We start from the raw sequence: 16,199 nt of genomic DNA, 5'->3' as shown, positions 1-16,199 counted from the left end.
GCTTCACCCTGCGGAGATCTCTTTTTGCACGATCTCGTACGCTGGACACATGGACAAGGTGGTCAAGAGCGAGGCCGAATGGCGGGCCCAGTTGTCGCCCGAGGAGTTCCACGTCCTCAGGGAGGCCGGGACCGAGCGCCCGTTCACGGGGGAGTACGTCGACACCAAGACCGAGGGCGTGTACTCGTGCCGCGCCTGCGGGGCAGAGTTGTTCCGGTCTGACACGAAGTTCGAGTCGCACTGCGGGTGGCCGAGCTTCTTCGAGCCGTCCGAATCCGACGCGGTGCGGCTGATCGAGGACCGCAGCCACGGCATGGTGCGGACCGAGGTGCGGTGCGCCCGGTGCGACTCGCACCTGGGGCACGTCTTCCACGGCGAGGGTTATCCGACGCCGACGGACGACCGCTACTGCATCAACTCGGTCTCCCTGCGGCTCGAACCCAAGGGGTGATCAAGCAGCGACGCGGCGTATCGATCGCCTTCCACGGGTACGAGTGCCGCGTGCGCTTTGTCCACCTTCGCCACCGGTGGGTAACCATCGAGGCCATCGGACGCGTCGTCACCCAGCGGTGCGAGGTGTGCGCGAAGACGCGGGTCCGGGTCCGCTGACCCGGACCCCACCGGATCAGCCCGGTGCCGGATGGGTGACGCGGCAGCTCCGGTCGGAGGGGCCGAGGATGTTGGCGAGCACCGGATTCCCGTTTCCGCCGAACTCCGCCTGCACGAACACCACCGGATCGTCGACCCCTCGGCTGCGGAGGTAGGCGAGGCCGCGTTCGCAGAGGATGATCGCGGTCAGCGAATTATCCGCCGTATCCGGCAAGTCTGTATAAATGCGCAAATAACCGCCGACGCTGCGGACGTCCTTGAGGCGTTTCAGGGCTTTGTCGTTCGGGCCCCAGTTCGTACGGAAGTACTCCGCCGCCTGGTGATCCGTGTGCCGTGAAGGCCCGTCGGCCCTGTAGTCGTCGCCGTCCCCGGGGTCGGGGCCGCCCGCCAGCACGTCCTCCGGGGCCGTGGTGCCGGACACCATCCCCGGACGGGGCCCTCCCGCCTGGCCGGACGTGGCCGCCGGATCCGGCGCCTCGGAGCGCTGGGCCTCCCGCATCCTGGCTTCCGCGCCCGCCTCCGGACCGGTCCCCGCGGTCCCGCCGTCCCCGCCCGACGCCGCCGCCGGCCCGCCGGGACCGGTCGCGCCCGTCGCCCCGGTCGTGCCCGTCCCGCCGTTCACGCCGCCGGACCCGGGCGAACCAGCCCCGTCGCGCCCCTGCCCGGCCCCCTGCTCGCCGCCCTGCCGGCCCGCCGCACCGGACCCCGCCTGCGCTCCCCCGAACACGCCGAGCAGCACGCCCGGCCCCATCCCAGCGTTCCCGCCGAGCACCGCGACGACCCCACCGGCCAGCACCAGCACCACCGCCGCCAACCGGCCCTTCCGCGCGCCCGGCCCACCCGCCCGCGCGCCCAGGCGCCCCTTCCGCGCACCCGACCGGCGCTTCCGTACGCCCGGCTGGCCCTTCCGTACGCCCGGCCACCCTTTCCGCCCCGGCAAGCGCCGCGACCCGACGGCTCCCGGCCCGCTCCCGATGACCAGCGGCCCCGTTCCCGCCACCGGCTTGCTCTCCACCCCTGGCTTGCTCCCCGCCACCGGCTTGCTCCCCGCCCCCGGCCTGCTCCCCGAGGGCGGCCTGCTCCCCGAAGCCGGCTCGCCCTCGTCCGGGACGGACAGGTCTCTCTCCGGGACCGACCGGTTGTCTCCCACCTCCGACCGGCCGTCTCCCACCTCTGACCGGCCATCTCCCGCCGTAGGCTTGCCGTCCTCGGCGGCCTGCCGTCCCTGCCCCATCGCCGCCCAGCCGCTCCCCGTACGGCGCCGAGCGTGCCGGGGGCGGCGGCCCGCGGCATGGCGTCCCGCCGCGTGCCGACGGCGGCCTCGTCCTCCGGTCTCCTCCACCCCGACCGACCTCCCCGCAATAGGCCCGTTCCCTAGACGCCCGCCTGCCTTGGAACGTTCACATCGGCCCGCCCCCGAAAGCGCGAGCCCCCACCGTGCCCACGACACAAGGAGACCACCACCGGCCGCGACAGGGGGGCAGGATGCGCCGAAGGAGGAAACACGAAGGCGCCCGGCCAAGCGAGCGGACGGGCGCCTTCGAGTCGTACGCGGCGTTACGGGAGGGCGGCGACAAGCTCCTGCAGCGGCTTGCGCGCCCCGGTGTAGAACGGGATCTCGACGCGGGTGTGGCGGCGGGCCTGCGCGCCCCGCAGCGTACGCATGAGGTCGACGATCCGGTGCAGCTCGTCGGCCTCGAACGCCAGCATCCACTCGTAGTCGTTGAGCGAGAAGCACGCCACCGTGTTGGCCCGCACGTCGGGGTAGTCGCGCGCCATCCTGCCGTGCTCGGCGAGCATGGCCCGGCGCTCGGAGTCCTCCAGCAGGTACCACTCGTAGGAGCGCACGAACGGGTAGACGCTCACGTACGCCCGCGGCTCCTCCTCGGCGAGGAAGGCCGGGATGTGCGACTTGTTGAACTCGGCCGGCCGGTGCAGCGCCATCGCCGACCACACGGGCCTGGTCTGCCGGCCCAGCCGGGTGCGGCGGAACCTGGCGTACACGTCCTGCAGGTCTTCCGGCGTGGGCGCGTGCCACCAGAACATGAAGTCGGCGTCGGCCCGCAGCCCGGCCACGTCGTAGACCCCCCTGGTCACGACGTCCTTGCCGGCGGCCTGGTCGAGCAGCTCCTGTACCTCGGCCGCGAGCCCGTCGCGGTCGCCGGGACACGGCTCGGTCACCTGGAAGACCGACCACATCGTGTAACGGATCACCTGGTTGAGATCGCGGGCCTTCGGCCGCGGAGCGCCCTCTGTCATGATGCCTATTCTCCTCGCCTGGTGAGGTGGTCCAGAATCCGGGCGGCGGCCGTGCGCGCGGTGCCGACGCAGGCGGGGATGCCGATGCCGTCGTAGGCGGCGCCGCACACGGCCAGGCCCGGCTCGACCGACACCGCGGCGCGCACCCGGGCCACCCGGTCGAGGTGACCCACGTTGTACTGCGGCAGCCCGCCGCCCCAGCGCGTCACCCGCGTGTCGATCGGCAGCCCGCGCACGCCCATGACGTCGCCCATCTCGGCCGTGGCCAGCGACACCAGCTCGGCGTCGTCGCGCTGGAGCAGGTGCTCCTCGCCGATCCGGCCGATGGAGCAGCGCAGGATCACCAGGTCCTTGGTCAGGTGGGGCCACTTCACCGAGCTGAACGTGACCGCCTTGACCGGCCGCCGCTCCACCGGCGGCACCAGGTAACCGCTGGTGCCGGGCGGCTCGGGGAAGGCGTCCACCGGGTAGGCCAGCGTGACGACGGCCATGCTCGCGTACTGGATCCGAGCCAGCTCGGCGGCGGCCTTCGGCACCTCCGACTTGAGCAGCCGGCTGGTGGCGGGCCCCGGCGTGGCCAGGATCACCGCGTCGGCCTCGATCACCTCCGGACGCGGCACGGGACCGGTGACCAGCCGCCAGCCGGCCTCGGTGCGGTGCAGCTCGCGGACGGTGACGCCGGTCCTGACGTCGGCCTCCGACGCCTTGGCGACCGCCTCGGGCAGGGTGCCGACGCCGCCGCGCAGCGAGGTGAAGACCGGCCCCGCGTCCTTGGGCGTCTCGGCGACGAGGTGCCTGGCCGCGCTCAGCAGCGAGCGCTCGGAGCGGGCCACCGCCGCCACCCGCGGCATCGTGGCCTCCAGCGAAAGCATGTCGGCGCGGCCCGCGTAGACGCCGCCGAGCAGCGGCTCGACCAGCCGGTCCACGATCTCGCCGCCCATCCTGGCGCGGATGTAGGCGGCGACGGACACGTCGGTGCGCACGAGGGTCGGCGGCAGGATCTGGTCGAGCGGCACGCGCAGCAGGCCGCCCGGCGACACGATGCCGGACCTGGCCAGCTCGGTCAGATCGGACGGCACGCCCATGACCTGCCCCTTGGGCAGGTGGCGCAGCTCGCCCCTGCTGTAGACGGCCGAGCTCAGCGTGCCGGGGAAGACCAGGTCGTCGCCGAGGCCGACGGCCCTGGCCAGCTCTTTCCCCTCGGGCCGCCTGGCCAGCATCGCCTCGGCACCCGCGTCGACGCTCACCCCGGCGACCTCCGAGGCGTGCAGCTTCCCGCCGATGCGCGACGAGCCCTCCAGGACCGTCACCCTGATGTGATCGCCCGCGCCCTGGCGGAGATACCACGCGGCGGCGAGGCCGGAGATCCCCGCGCCGACGATGACCACGTGCGCCCGATTCCCTTCCACGCCTCCTGACGCTACCGCCTCAACGGCTCGGCCAGCCGCGCGGGGCGCGTGACCGTACCGTGATTCCTCCCGTCAAACCGGGGCGGTGCCCGGCCCGTCATAAGGGCATGACGAGATTCCGGTACGGCCTCGCTCTCACGGCGGCCTGCTCGGCCGTGTTGCTGACCGCCTGCGGTGGCGGCGGCTCCGCTGTCCAGTCCGGCGCGGCGCCGGCCTCCCTCTCCTCCCCCGCGTCCGAGGGCGCCGCCGCCCGGGACGAGAGCACGGCCAAGGAGCCCCAGGCCCGGCAGACCCGCCAGGGCCAGGCGGGCGGGGTCGCCTCCGGGGTCCAGGCCGCCCAGCAGGAACGGCAGGTCATCTACACCGGCAGCATGACCGTGCGGGCCGAGCGGGTGACCCCCGCCGTCCAGCAGGCCAAGCAGATCGTCACCGAGGCCGGCGGCTACCTGTCGCAGGAGGAGAGCAACTCCTCGGGCGACACCGAGGCGTCCGCCATGCTGGAGTTCAAGATCCCCACCGCCAAGTACGGCGAGGTGCTGCGGCGGCTCGGCGGCGAGCTGGGCAAGCAGCTGTCACTCAACCAGAACGCCCAGGACGTCACCTTGAAGGTGGCCGACGTCGAGAGCCGGCTGAAGTCGGCGCAGCAGTCGCTGGAGTCGCTGCGCGCGCTGCTGAAGCGCGCGGACACGATCGGGCAGGTGCTGGACGTCGAGCGGGAGATCTCCTCCCGGGAGGCCGACCTCGAGTCGTTGCAGGCCCAGCAGAAGGAGCTGGCCACCCAGACCGCCATGGCCACGCTGACGTTGCGGCTGGTGGGCCCGGTGACGGCGGTCGAGGACCCGGCCGACGAGCCCGCCGGCTTCTTCGGCGGCCTGAAGGCGGGCTGGCAGGCCCTGGTCTCGTTCACGAAGACGGCCCTGACCGTGATCGGCGCGCTGCTCCCCTGGGTCGCCGTGTCGGTGCCGCTGATCGTGCTGGTGGTCTGGCTCGTCCGCCGCGACCGCCGCCGGCCGGCCCCCGCGCCGGCCACACCCGACACAGAAGCCGCCTGACGGGAGAAGCCAGGACGGACGTCCACTCCCGCTCGGCGGGACCGGATGGGTGAAGTACGGCGAGCGCAGCGGGTCTCCGGCACGCATGACGGCGGCGGCCCGTGGGGGTTCCCCAGAAAGCTCGAGGCTAAGTCAGTGCTCGTGGACCAGGTCCGTGAGGCGCTTGAGCTGATCGGGGTCCGTCGAGGGCAGCACGCCATGCCCCAGGTTGAACACGTGCCCCTCGGCCGCCTCGCCCCGGCGCAGCACCTCGCGCGCCTTGCGCTCGACGACCTCCCACGGCGCGAGCAGGATCGCCGGGTCGAGGTTGCCCTGCAGCGCCTTGCCCGGCCCGACCCGCCGCGCGGCCTCGTCGAGCGGCACCCGCCAGTCGACCCCCACCACGTCGGCCCCGGCCTCGCCGAGCACCCCCAGCAGTTCCCCCGTGCCCACCCCGAAGTGGATGCGCGGCACCTCGGCGACGCTGTCGAAGATGCGCCGCGTGTACGGCAGGATGAACTCGCGGTAGTCGTCGGGCGCCACCGCCCCCACCCACGAGTCGAAGAGCTGCACGGCCGACGCCCCGGCCGCGATCTGGATGCGCAGGTGCTCGGCCACGATGTCCGACAGCCGCTCCATGAGCTGGTGCCACAGCTGCGGCTCGCCGTACATCATGGCTTTGGTGCGGTCGTGGTTCTTGGACGGGCCGCCCTCGATGAGGTAGGAGCCGAGCGTGAACGGCGCGCCGGCGAAGCCGATCAGCGGGGTGCCGCCGAGCTCCCCGGTGAGGGCCTGGATCGACTCGGTGACGTAGGGCACGTCGCCGGGCTCCAGCGGCCGCAGCGCCTCGAGGCCTCTGGCGTCGCGGATCGGGTCGGCCACGACGGGGCCGACGCCCGGCTTGATGTCGAGGTCGACGCCGATGGCCTTGAGCGGGACCACGATGTCGCTGAAGAAGATGGCCGCGTCGACGCCGTAGCGGCGGACGGGCTGCATGGTGATCTCGACGATCAGGTCGGGCGTCGCGCACGCGGTGAGCATCGGCACGCCCTCGCGGACCTTCAGGTATTCCGGCAGCGACCGCCCGGCCTGGCGCATGTACCAGACAGGGGTGTGGGGGACGGGCTGGCGGCGGCAGGCACGCAGGAACGCTGAGTCGGCGAGGTTCACCTCACCAGGGTAGTGGTTGCGGGCGCAGGCTCGCGGGGCGGGAACGCGGGCGCGGAGGGCCGCGACACGGGTCCGAGGTGTCGGAAAAAGATGCATTGGACACCCCAAATCATGATCAGATAGCCAGATGAAGGTTTACCGGTCTGCTCGGCATCGGCACCGCACACGGGTCGAACACACCCCATGTCCGGCCAGAGAGCCGGTCTCGACTGGGCCAAATGTTCCCCAAGCCACCGCGCGGCATCGATTCAGCGACCACTTTCGGGACACGCCGAGCGCGTTGCGGGGAATTGTCAGCGGCTCGTGCCAACGTCGGAGCCACGACCCGAAGAAAGGCCCCGGTTCGATGACTCGTGCGATGACCGCGTTGTGGAGTTCCCCAGAGCGCCGCAGTGAGCCCTGCCCCTCCTGCGCCGAGGAGCGGGCGTTCGAGCAGCCGCCGTGCCTGGAGGGGCATGAGCCGGGCCAGTGCCCCGAGTGGGCCTGCGTCGACTGCGGCCACGCGATCATGCTTGCGTCCGCCGAAACCATCCGCCCGGCACGCCAGCTCGTTACGGCATCGGCTTGATCACGAAGGATGAGCACCCCCGTGGTCCCCTTCCACCCGTCTTCGACCTACGCTTCCGCTATGACCCTCGGTGACCAGCCACCGCCTCCGGCCGCCTTCACGCGCGCCGCGGACAGCCTGCGGCGGGCCGAGGTCAGGCCGGAGATCGAGCTCGAGGACCTGCCCGCGCCGCAGCGGCTGGCCCCCTACTCGGCCGCCATCGGCGCGTCGGTCTACCGCGACGACGACGAGCTCGCGGTCGGCCGGCTGATCCTGCTCTACGACCCTGACGGCCAGCGCGGATGGGAGGGCCCGTTCCGGCTGGTGGCCTACGTCAGGGCCGACATGGAGCCGGAGATCACCTCCGACCCCCTGCTCGGGCCCGTCGCGTGGAGCTGGCTGACCGAGGCTCTCGACGCGCATCAAGCCGATTACTCCGCCGCTGGCGGTACCGTGACAAGAGCCGTGTCCGAGGGGTTCGGCAACAAGGCCGACGACCCGGTCACGACAGAGCTCGAGCTGCGGGCGTCGTGGTCACCCGCGCAGGAGGATCTGTCCGGCCATGTCGCCGCGTGGTGCGACCTGATGTGCCTGGCGGCGGGCATGCCGCCGCTTCCCCCCGACGTGGCCGCCCTGCCCCGCCGACGTGATGATCCGGAGAGTGACCGAACGAAGTGAGGGCACCAGTCAAGACAGCACCAGCGTCATGAGGTCGGTGAACTCATGACAGAAGAACGCACAGTGGAGCCGCTGCTGGAGCCGCGCGACGGCATACCCGCGGTCATCTCCGACGCCGCCGGGCTGGCGGAGGTGGTGGCGAGGTTCGCCGCCGGCAGCGGTCCCGTCGCGGTGGACGCCGAGCGGGCCTCCGGCTACCGCTACGGCAACCGCGCCTACCTCGTGCAGCTGCGCCGGGCCGGGGCCGGCACCGCGCTGATCGATCCGATCGGGTGCCCCGACCTGTCCGCGCTCGACCAGGCCGTGGCCGAGGCGGAGATCGTGCTGCACGCCGCCTCGCAGGACCTGCCGTGCCTGATGGAGGTGGGGTTCAAGCCGCGCGTGATGTTCGACACCGAGCTGGCCGGGCGGCTGCTCGGCTACGAGCGGGTCGGGCTGGGCACGATGGTCGAGACCGTGCTCGGGCTGCGGCTGGAGAAGGGGCATTCGGCGGCCGACTGGTCCACCAGGCCGCTGCCGGAAGACTGGCTGCGCTACGCCGCGCTCGACGTGGAGGTGCTGGTCGAGCTGCGCGACGTGCTGCACCAGGAGCTGGCGGAGTCGGGCAAGCTGGAGTGGGCGCGCGAGGAGTTCGCGGCCGTGCTCGACACCCCGCCGCCGGCGCCGCGCTCCGACCCGTGGCGGCGCACGTCGGGCATCCACAAGGTGCGCAACGTGCGCTCGCTGGCGATCGTGCGCGAGCTGTGGACCATGCGCGACCGCATCGCCCGCGAGGCCGATCTCGCCCCCGGCCGGGTGCTGCCCGACGCGGCGATCGTCACCGCCGCGCTGGAAGGGCCCCGCACCAAGAAGGCATTGACCGAAATTTCGGCATTCACCGGGCGAAGCGCGCGAAGGCACATGAGCGACTGGCTCGCCGCCGTGGCCAGGGCGCGCAACCTGCCCGACAACCAGCTGCCCCAGCCCAGCACGCCCGGCGACGGCCCGCCGCCGCCCAACCGCTGGGCCGACCGCGATCCGGCCGCCGCCAAGCGGCTGGCCGCGGCCCGCGCCGTGGTCGCCGCGCTGGCCGAGGAGCACCACATGCCCACGGAGAACCTGCTGCAGCCCGACGCCGTGCGCAGGCTCACCTGGGAGCCGCCCGACGAGATCACCGAGGAGAGCGTGACGGCCAGGCTGCGCGAGCTCGGCGCTCGCGAGTGGCAGCTCTCCCTGGCGGCCGCTCCCATCACCAAGGCCCTGGCCAGGCTGGGGACGCGCGGCGAGCTCTAAGCTCGGCACCGGGCGCCCCGGCCGGAGGTCCGGCAGGCCCACCTGAGGTTCGCGCTACTTGACGCCTTCGGTGGCCCGGCCGTACCGTTCGGGAAAGCGCTTTCCACACACGTTGTGCCTGAAGGGATCCTCATGAGCGTGCGCACCATCGGCGTCGTGATGAACGGCGTCACCGGACGGATGGGCTACCGCCAGCACCTGGTCCGGTCCGTCCTGGCCATCAACGAGCAGGGCGGCGTGACGCTCTCGGACGGCTCCAGGGTGAAGCTCAAGCCGGTACTGGTCGGCCGCAACGCCGACAAACTTGCAGATATCGCGGCAAAGCATGAAATTTCGGATTTCACCACGGACCTCGACGCGGCACTCGCCGACGACGGCAACCTGATCTACTTCGACGCCCAGGTCACCAGCGCCCGGGTCAAGGCCGTGCTCAAGGCCATCGAGGCCGGCAAGCACATCTACGCCGAGAAGCCGACGGCCGAGTCGACGCAGGAGGCCATCGCGCTGGCCGAGGCCGCCACCGCCAAGGGCGTCAAGAACGGCGTCGTGCAGGACAAGCTGTTCCTGCCCGGCCTGCTCAAGCTGAAGCGGCTGATCGACGGCGGCTTCTTCGGCCGCATCCTGTCGGTGCGCGGCGAGTTCGGCTACTGGGTGTTCGAGGGTGACTGGCAGGAGGCGCAGCGCCCGTCGTGGAACTACCGGGCCGAGGACGGCGGCGGCATCGTGCTCGACATGTTCCCGCACTGGCACTACGTGATGGAGAACCTGTTCGGCCCGGTCAAGTCCGTCTACGCCCAGGCCGTGACGCACATCCCGGCCCGCGTGGACGAGCAGGGCAAGCAGTACGCGGCCACCGCCGACGACGCCGCGTACGGGATCTTCGAGCTGGAGGGCGGCATCATCGCCCAGATCAACTCCTCCTGGACGGTCCGCGTGAACCGGGACGAGCTGGTCGAGTTCCAGGTGGACGGCACGCACGGCAGCGCCGTCGCGGGCCTGCGCAACTGCCGCGTCCAGCACCGCTCCGCCACCCCCAAGCCCGTCTGGAACCCCGACCTGCCCGCCACGGCGCGCTTCCGCGACGGCTGGCAGGAGGTGCCGGACAACGCCGAGTTCGACAACGGGTTCAAGATCCAGTGGGAGGCGTTCATCCGCCACGTGCTGGAGGACGCGCCGTTCCCGAACGACTTCGCCTCCGGCGCCCGCGGCGTGCAGCTCGCCGAGCTGGGGCTGCGCTCCAACGCCGAGGGCCGCAGGATCGAGGTGCCGGGGCTGTGAGGATCGAGCTTCCCGGGTTCGGCTCGTACCCGCTGAGCGAACCCACGACCTGGCCGGCCGTCGACCGGCCGGCGACCAGCCGCATCGTGTACGCCGCCGCGCACGTGGTGGCCGACCCGCTGGGCGACAACACGCCCGGCTCCCCCGCCGCCGTGGACTGGGAAGCCACCCTGCGCTTCCGCCGCCACCTGTGGTCGCTGGGGCTGCGCGTCGCCGACGCCATGGACACCGCCCAGCGCAACATGGGCCTGGACTGGGCCGCGACCAGGGAGCTGATCCGGCGCAGCGCCGCCGAGGCCCGCTCGTACGGCGACCCGGCCACGCTGGTCTCCTGCGGCGCCGGCACCGACCACGACCCGGACGCCGGCACCCTGGACGCCATCACCGCGGCGTACGCCGAGCAGATCGAGACCGTGCAGTCCGCCGGCGCCGGCGTGATCGTCATGGCCTCCCGCCAGCTCGCCAGGATCGCCTCGGGCCCGGAGGACTACCACCGGGTCTACGGCAAGCTGTTCGGGGTGGCCGAGCGGCCGGTGATCCTGCACTGGCTGGGCGAGATGTTCGACCCGCAGCTCGCCGGCTACTGGGGCTCGCGCGACGTGGCGGCGGCCACGGAGTCGTTCCTGGAGCTGATCCACGCCAACGCCTCGATGGTGGACGGCGTGAAGGTGTCGCTGCTGGACGAGGAGCACGAGGTCGGCCTGCGCGCCGCGCTGCCTGAGGGCGTCAAGCTCTACACCGGCGACGACTTCAACTACCCGTCGCTGATCAGGACGGGCTCGCACGCGCTGCTGGGCATCTTCGACGCGATCGCCCCGGCCGCGGCGGCGGCCCTGCAGGTGCTGGACGCGGCCGAGGCGTCCTGCACCGACGAGGGCCGGGAGCGGCTGCTGGCCCAGTACGACGAGATCCTCGCGCCGACCGTCCCGCTGTCGCGCAAGATCTTCGAGACGCCGACGTACAACTACAAGACCGGCATCGTCTTCCTGGCCTGGCTGAACGGCCACCAGGACGCGTTCGCCATGGTGAACGGCGCCCAGTCGGCCCGCTCGCTGCTGCACCTGTCGGAGGTGTTCCGCCTGGCCGACCAGGCCGGGCTGCTGGCCGACCAGGAGCTGGCGGTGCGCCGCATGAAGTCGCTGCTGGCGGTGAACGGGCTGTGAGTCTCTCGCTGAACCAGTGGACGACCCGGCACTGGACGCTGGCCGAGGCCGTGGACGGGTGCGTCAGGCACGGCCTGGAGGCGATCGGGCTGTGGCGGGAGAAGGTCGCCGAGACGGGCCTCGCGCAGAGCGTCAAGCTCGTGCGGGCGGCCGGGCTGCGGGTGTCGTCGCTGTGCCGCGGCGGCTTCCTCACCGCGGGCGGGCTGCCGGGCGAGGACGGCCGCACGGCCTTCGCGCAGGCGCTGGAGGAGAACAGGCGGGCCATCGACGAGGCGGCCGAGCTGGAGGCGGCCTGCCTCGTGCTGGTCGTGGGCGGGCTGCCGGGGGTGAAGCCCGGCGAGCCGCTGCCCGCCTCCTTCACCCGTGACCTGGCGGGGGCCCGCGAGCGGGTGGCCGAGGCGCTGGCGGAGCTGGCGCCGTACGCCGGGGAGCGGGGGGTCAAGCTGGCGCTGGAGCCGCTGCACCCGATCTACTGCCCGGACCGGGCGGTGATCTCCACGCTCGGCCAGGCGCTGGAGCTGAGCCTGCCGTATCCGGTCGAGCAGGTCGGCGTCGTCGTGGACACCTTCCACGTGTGGTGGGACCCGCGCCTGTTCGAGGACATCGCGCGGGCCGGGAGCCGGATCGCCAGCTACCAGGTGTGCGACTACCTGCACCCGCTGCCCGAGGACGTGCTGCTCGGGCGGGGCATGATGGGCGACGGCGTGATCGGCTTCCGGCCGATCACGGCGGCGGTCCAGGCCGCCGGCTACACCGGTGACGTCGAGGTGGAGATCTTCAACGCCGACGTCTGGGCCGCCGACCCCGACGAGGTCGTGGCCACGATGAAGGCCCGTTACGAGGAGGTCGTGCTCGCCTGAGACCGGACGGGCGGCGTCTCTGACGAGGCTCCGCCCACCCGCACGCGGCTAGATGAGGCGCCGTTCCATCGCCGCCACCACGGCCGCCGCCCTGTTGTCCACGCCCAGCTTGGCGAAGACGTGCTTGAGGTGCGTCTTCACGGTGGTCTCGCTGATCAGCAGGGCTCGTGCCACCTCCTTGTTGGCGGCGCCGCGCGCGATCAGCCTGAGCACCTCCAGCTCCCGCGGGGTCGGCGCCGCCGCGGGCTTGCGGCCCAGTCCGTCGATGAGCTGCGAGGTGATCCGCTGGGCCAGGACCCGCCCGCCGGCCGCCGCCGTGCGCACGGCCGCCTGGAGCTCCTCGCGCGGGGCGTCCTTGAGCAGGTAGCCGGCCACCCCGGCGGCCAGCGCCCGCGACACGTCGGCATCGGTGTCGTACGTGGTCAGCACCACGACCCGGATCTCCGGATGGTCGGCGGACAGCCGCTCGATCGCGCCGACCCCGTCGAGCCCCGGCATGCGCAGGTCCATCAGCACCACGTCGGGCCGGGCGGCCCTGGCCTGGGCGAGGGCCTCGTGCCCGTCGCCCGCCTCGGCCACCACCTCGATGTCCGGCACGCCGTCGAAGATGCCGCGCAGCCCGTCGCGGACCACGGGGTGGTCGTCGACGATCATCAGGCGCAGGGGATGCTCACGCACAACGCGGTCCCTTCTCCCAGCGCCGACTCCACGGTGACGGTGCCGCCCGAGCGCGCGGCCCGCTCGCGCATCGCGATCAGCCCGTAGCCGCCTCCCGTGCCGTCGGGGTCGAAGCCCGCGCCGTCGTCGAGCACGTCCAGGGTGATCTCCTCCTCCATGTACGACAGCGTCAGGACGGCGCGGCGGGCCCTGGCGTGCTTGGCCACGTTCGCCAGGCCCTCCTGGGCGGCGCGGAGCAGCGTGGCCTCCACGTCCTCCGGCAGCCGCCGCGGCTCGCCGTCCACCGAGACGGTCGCCGGTACGCCGGTCGCCGCCGACCAGCGCTCGGCCACGCCCTTCAGCGCCTCGTGCAGCGGGGCCCGCTCCAGCGGTTCGGGGCGCAGCGCGTCCACCGAGCGCCTGGCCTCCTTGAGGCTGTCGCGGGCCAGTTGCTTGGCCTGCGCGATGCGCTGGCGCACCGCCTCGGGGTCGTCGATGCCCTGCTCGGCCGCTTCGAGCTGGGCGATGATGCCGCTGAAGCCCTGGGCGAGCGTGTCGTGGATCTCCCTGGCGAGCCTGGCGCGCTCCTCCAGGGCGCCCACGATCAGGTTCTGCTCGCTGTGCTTGACGAGGTCGTGGGTGAAGATGCCCATGATGAGCGTGAGCGCCGTACTGCCCAGGACGTACGCCAGCACGGCAGGGTCCTCGGGGATGACCTCGAAGGCCCCGGCCGCGGCGGCGCTCGACAGGACGAGCAGCACGGCGCCGGCGTAACCCCACCTGCCGGGCAGCAGCAGGTAGGGCAGCGTGATCATGCCGTACGTCATCGCCTGGTAGGAGGAGTTCGTCCGGACGAGCGCGTAGTTCAGCGCCACCAGCACCAGGAAGTGCCAGGCCATGGGGTTGAGCTGTTCGAGCAGCGCGGGCCTGCGGGCGATGAAGAACGCGTACCAGGCAGCCATGATCGCCGTCAGCGCGAGCGCGACGGGGTCGAGCCCGTCCTCCAGGGCCGCGATCGTCGCGGCCATCCCGAGACAGGTGTAGAACAGCAGGTGGAACGCCCGGGGCCAGGCTGCCTCGTCCAACGTGCGATCACTCCCAGCGGAACAGCGCGACCGCGATGGCGGTGCCGACCACGATTATCGCCGAGACGATGAGGAAGGGCATCGCCGAGGGGGCGCCGAACCAGCTCTCCCGCAGCACGGTGACGGCGTGGGTGAGGGGCAGGTACTCGCCGATCTCGCGCAGCTCTCCGGGCACCCCCTCGCGGGGGATGGCCGCACCCGCCAGGAAGATCATCGGGAACATGACCAGCAGGCCGATCAGGTCCGCCGTCCTGGCGCGCGGCGCGAGGGCGGCCAGCACGAAGCCGATGGCGTAACACATGAGCGCGCACAGCACGAAGGACAGCGCCAGCGCCGTCGGGTGCGCGGGCAGCGCCACCTTGAACCCGAGCACCGCCACCCCGATGAGGATGGCGGCCCCCGCGAGCGCCATCACGAGCTGGGCCGCGATCTGGGCGGTGAGCAGCACGAACGGGGAGACCGGGGTGGTGGCCATGCGGCGCAGCACCTTGCGCTCGCGGTAGCTCGCCATGACCCCGGGCAGCGTGGAGATCCCGCCGATGGCCAGGACCATCGCCAGATAGCCGGGCACGAAGATCTCGAGGTTGTCGTTGCTGCCGTTCAGGAGCAGCAGCATGGCCGGGAAGGCGACCATGAAGAACAGGGTGGCCGGGTCCCGCGACAGCAGCCGCAGCTCCGAGGCCGACAGGTGCGCGAACGCCTTCATCGCCCCTCCTCCGCCAGCGCCAGGTACGCGTTCTCCAGCGAGTCCGTCCCGGTGCGGCGGGTCAGCTCGCGCGGGCTGCCGAGCGCCACGATCTTCCCCTTGCGGAAGACCGCCACCCGGTCGCACAGCTCCTCGGCCTCGTCCATGTAGTGGCTCACGAGCACCACCGTGGTGCCGGCCGCCTTGAGGTCGCCGATGAGCGTCCACGTCTCGCGGCGGGCCACGGGGTCGAGCCCGGTGGTCAGCTCGTCGAGCACGATCAGCTCCGGGCCGCCGACCAGGGCCATGGCGAGCTTGAGCCGCTGCTTCTGGCCGCCGGACAGGTCGCCGTACGCCTTGGCCGCGATGGGGCCGAGACCCCAGCGCTGCAGCACCGCCTTCCAGTCGTCCGGCCGGTCGTACAGGGCCGCGAACAGCCGCATGGCCTCGGCCACCTTGAGCCGGTCGGGCAGCTCGCCTTCCTGCAGTTGCACGCCCATGCGCTGGGCCAGGGCCCGGCGGCGGCGCGCGGGGTCCTGGTCGAACACGCGGACCGTGCCGGTGTCCGGCCTGCGCAGGCCGGACAGGCATTCCACCGTGGTCGTCTTGCCCGCGCCGTTGTGGCCGAGCACGCCGAACGTCTCGCCCTTCGCCACCGTGAACGAGACGCCGTCCACGGCACGATTGTGCCCGTATGCCTTGTGGAGGTCCTCGACCTCGATCACTGTCATGCTCCGAGCCTCGCGGGAGGCGGCTCCGGGCGGCATCGCCCGATCGTGCGCGCGGCATCCTCCTTCCGGAGGATGGCTCCCATGCGCGAACGGCAGCGCCGCTTCCCCGCTACTCCGGCTTGTCCCACACCAGCTGGTAGCGGCGCAGCAGCAGGCGGCGGAACCGGCAGCCCGGCAGCACCCGGCGGGCCAGCCGTCCGGTCTCGCCCCAGGACAGGACGGGGTCCATGGCGGGCACGGCCCTGCCGGGGCCGGTCTTGGGGCCGTTGCGCAGGCGCAGGGCGCGGGAGGCGATCTGGCCGGCGCCGCTGATGATCCAGTCGAGCGGCGAGCGGTTCCTCGCCAGGCCGATCACCACCAGCCGGCCGCCCGGCGACAGCAGGCGGGCCAGCGCCTCGGCGGCCTCGGTGAAGCCGGCGTGGTGGATGACCGCGACGGCGCTGATGAAGTCGTACTTGCCCTCGGGGAGCAGGCCGCGCGGGTCGTCGAGATAGTCGGCCGTGACGAACTCGACGTTGTCCAGGCCACCGTGACGCTCACAGGCCATGGCGACCGCCTCGGGGGCGCGGTCGGCGGCGGTGACGTGGGCGGCCCGGGTGGCCAGCTTGCTCGCCAGCAGCCCGTCGCCGCAGCCCACGTCGAGTGCCCGCTGGCAGCTCGCGGGCATGAGCTTCATGACCAGGCGCTGGTAGTGGACGTTGTGGTTCCAGTACGGCACTGACACGTGATCACGTTAGCGCCGGGATTCGCGTCAGCGCCTGGCTT

The 16,199-nt window shown here is 72.3% G+C and carries 16 protein-coding genes; 7 read left to right on the top strand and 9 right to left on the bottom strand.

What is annotated here, in order from left to right; genetic code table 11:
- The first annotated feature begins 49 nt into the window (after window positions 1-49).
- Window positions 50-451 (top strand): peptide-methionine (R)-S-oxide reductase MsrB, encoded by a 402-nt coding sequence (msrB, locus tag AB0I79_RS08145; protein ID WP_357868641.1) that lies wholly within the window; start codon window positions 50-52, stop codon window positions 449-451.
- Window positions 452-625: 174 nt separating this feature from the next.
- On the opposite strand, the gene AB0I79_RS08140 is transcribed toward msrB, so the two are convergent.
- From AB0I79_RS08140 to hemG, 3 genes are all read right to left on the bottom strand, one after another.
- Window positions 626-1,645: a hypothetical protein gene (locus tag AB0I79_RS08140; RefSeq protein WP_357868638.1), complete on the bottom strand. Its 1,020-nt coding sequence runs from the start codon at window positions 1,643-1,645 to the stop codon at window positions 626-628.
- Between the two features lie 521 nt (window positions 1,646-2,166).
- A complete protein-coding gene (gene hemQ / locus AB0I79_RS08135) occupies window positions 2,167-2,868 on the bottom strand; it encodes a hydrogen peroxide-dependent heme synthase (RefSeq protein WP_357868635.1) in 702 nt (233 codons plus the stop codon).
- Between the two features lie 5 nt (window positions 2,869-2,873).
- Complete coding sequence (gene hemG, locus AB0I79_RS08130) at window positions 2,874-4,277, bottom strand: protoporphyrinogen oxidase (RefSeq protein ID WP_357868632.1); 1,404 nt, start codon at window positions 4,275-4,277, stop codon at window positions 2,874-2,876.
- Between the two features lie 107 nt (window positions 4,278-4,384).
- Between hemG and AB0I79_RS08125 the strand changes: the two genes are divergently transcribed.
- Window positions 4,385-5,329 (top strand): DUF4349 domain-containing protein, encoded by a 945-nt coding sequence (locus AB0I79_RS08125; protein ID WP_357868629.1) that lies wholly within the window; start codon window positions 4,385-4,387, stop codon window positions 5,327-5,329.
- 132 nt (window positions 5,330-5,461) lie between these two features.
- Here AB0I79_RS08125 and hemE read toward each other — a convergent pair whose 3' ends face one another.
- Window positions 5,462-6,478, bottom strand: a complete 1,017-nt coding sequence (hemE, locus tag AB0I79_RS08120; RefSeq protein WP_357868626.1) for a uroporphyrinogen decarboxylase — start codon at window positions 6,476-6,478, stop codon at window positions 5,462-5,464.
- Between the two features lie 628 nt (window positions 6,479-7,106).
- Here hemE and AB0I79_RS08115 point away from each other — a divergent pair.
- From AB0I79_RS08115 to AB0I79_RS08095, 5 genes are all read left to right on the top strand, one after another.
- Entirely contained in the window at window positions 7,107-7,703 is a 597-nt protein-coding gene (locus AB0I79_RS08115) for a DUF3000 domain-containing protein (RefSeq protein ID WP_357868622.1), read from the top strand.
- Between the two features lie 45 nt (window positions 7,704-7,748).
- Window positions 7,749-8,975 (top strand): ribonuclease D, encoded by a 1,227-nt coding sequence (locus tag AB0I79_RS08110; RefSeq protein ID WP_357868619.1) that lies wholly within the window; start codon window positions 7,749-7,751, stop codon window positions 8,973-8,975.
- A 132-nt stretch (window positions 8,976-9,107) separates the two neighbouring features.
- On the top strand, window positions 9,108-10,253 hold the full coding sequence (locus AB0I79_RS08105; RefSeq protein WP_357868617.1) for a Gfo/Idh/MocA family oxidoreductase: 1,146 nt from the start codon (window positions 9,108-9,110) through the stop codon (window positions 10,251-10,253).
- Window positions 10,250-11,416: a dihydrodipicolinate synthase family protein gene (locus AB0I79_RS08100; RefSeq protein WP_357868614.1), complete on the top strand. Its 1,167-nt coding sequence runs from the start codon at window positions 10,250-10,252 to the stop codon at window positions 11,414-11,416. Before AB0I79_RS08105 ends, AB0I79_RS08100 begins: the two co-directional genes overlap by 4 nt.
- A complete protein-coding gene (locus AB0I79_RS08095) occupies window positions 11,413-12,276 on the top strand; it encodes a sugar phosphate isomerase/epimerase (RefSeq protein ID WP_357868611.1) in 864 nt (287 codons plus the stop codon). Before AB0I79_RS08100 ends, AB0I79_RS08095 begins: the two co-directional genes overlap by 4 nt.
- Window positions 12,277-12,324: 48 nt before the next feature.
- On the opposite strand, the gene AB0I79_RS08090 is transcribed toward AB0I79_RS08095, so the two are convergent.
- The 5 genes from AB0I79_RS08090 to AB0I79_RS08070 all read right to left on the bottom strand — a co-directional run bounded on the left by AB0I79_RS08090 (window position 12,325) and on the right by AB0I79_RS08070 (window position 16,158).
- Window positions 12,325-12,954: a response regulator transcription factor gene (locus AB0I79_RS08090; protein WP_357868608.1), complete on the bottom strand. Its 630-nt coding sequence runs from the start codon at window positions 12,952-12,954 to the stop codon at window positions 12,325-12,327.
- Complete coding sequence (locus tag AB0I79_RS08085) at window positions 12,930-14,018, bottom strand: sensor histidine kinase (RefSeq protein WP_357868605.1); 1,089 nt, start codon at window positions 14,016-14,018, stop codon at window positions 12,930-12,932. The genes AB0I79_RS08090 and AB0I79_RS08085 overlap by 25 nt, the downstream gene beginning before the upstream one ends.
- A 7-nt stretch (window positions 14,019-14,025) precedes the next feature.
- A complete protein-coding gene (locus AB0I79_RS08080; RefSeq protein ID WP_357868602.1) occupies window positions 14,026-14,724 on the bottom strand; it encodes an ABC transporter permease in 699 nt (232 codons plus the stop codon).
- Entirely contained in the window at window positions 14,721-15,434 is a 714-nt protein-coding gene (locus tag AB0I79_RS08075) for an ABC transporter ATP-binding protein (protein WP_357868599.1), read from the bottom strand. The genes AB0I79_RS08080 and AB0I79_RS08075 overlap by 4 nt, the downstream gene beginning before the upstream one ends.
- Before the next feature lie 109 nt (window positions 15,435-15,543).
- On the bottom strand, window positions 15,544-16,158 hold the full coding sequence (locus AB0I79_RS08070; protein ID WP_357868596.1) for a class I SAM-dependent methyltransferase: 615 nt from the start codon (window positions 16,156-16,158) through the stop codon (window positions 15,544-15,546).
- Between the last annotated feature and the right edge of the window lie 41 nt (window positions 16,159-16,199).

Source organism: Nonomuraea sp. NPDC050202, assembly GCF_040656115.1.
Classification (GTDB): domain Bacteria; phylum Actinomycetota; class Actinomycetes; order Streptosporangiales; family Streptosporangiaceae; genus Nonomuraea.
The sequence above is the reverse complement of the archived record's forward strand: the minus strand, read 5'-3'. Positions and strand labels throughout refer to the sequence as shown.

Coding starts and splice junctions, on each gene's coding strand:
- msrB (WP_357868641.1), top strand. CDS start 50: ATGGACAAGGTGGTCAAGAGCGAGGCCGAATGGCGGGCCCAGTTGTCG.
- hemQ (WP_357868635.1), bottom strand. CDS start 2,868: ATGACAGAGGGCGCTCCGCGGCCGAAGGCCCGCGATCTCAACCAGGTG.
- AB0I79_RS08125 (WP_357868629.1), top strand. CDS start 4,385: ATGACGAGATTCCGGTACGGCCTCGCTCTCACGGCGGCCTGCTCGGCC.
- AB0I79_RS08115 (WP_357868622.1), top strand. CDS start 7,107: ATGACCCTCGGTGACCAGCCACCGCCTCCGGCCGCCTTCACGCGCGCC.
- AB0I79_RS08110 (WP_357868619.1), top strand. CDS start 7,749: ATGACAGAAGAACGCACAGTGGAGCCGCTGCTGGAGCCGCGCGACGGC.
- AB0I79_RS08105 (WP_357868617.1), top strand. CDS start 9,108: ATGAGCGTGCGCACCATCGGCGTCGTGATGAACGGCGTCACCGGACGG.
- AB0I79_RS08080 (WP_357868602.1), bottom strand. CDS start 14,724: ATGAAGGCGTTCGCGCACCTGTCGGCCTCGGAGCTGCGGCTGCTGTCG.
- AB0I79_RS08075 (WP_357868599.1), bottom strand. CDS start 15,434: ATGACAGTGATCGAGGTCGAGGACCTCCACAAGGCATACGGGCACAAT.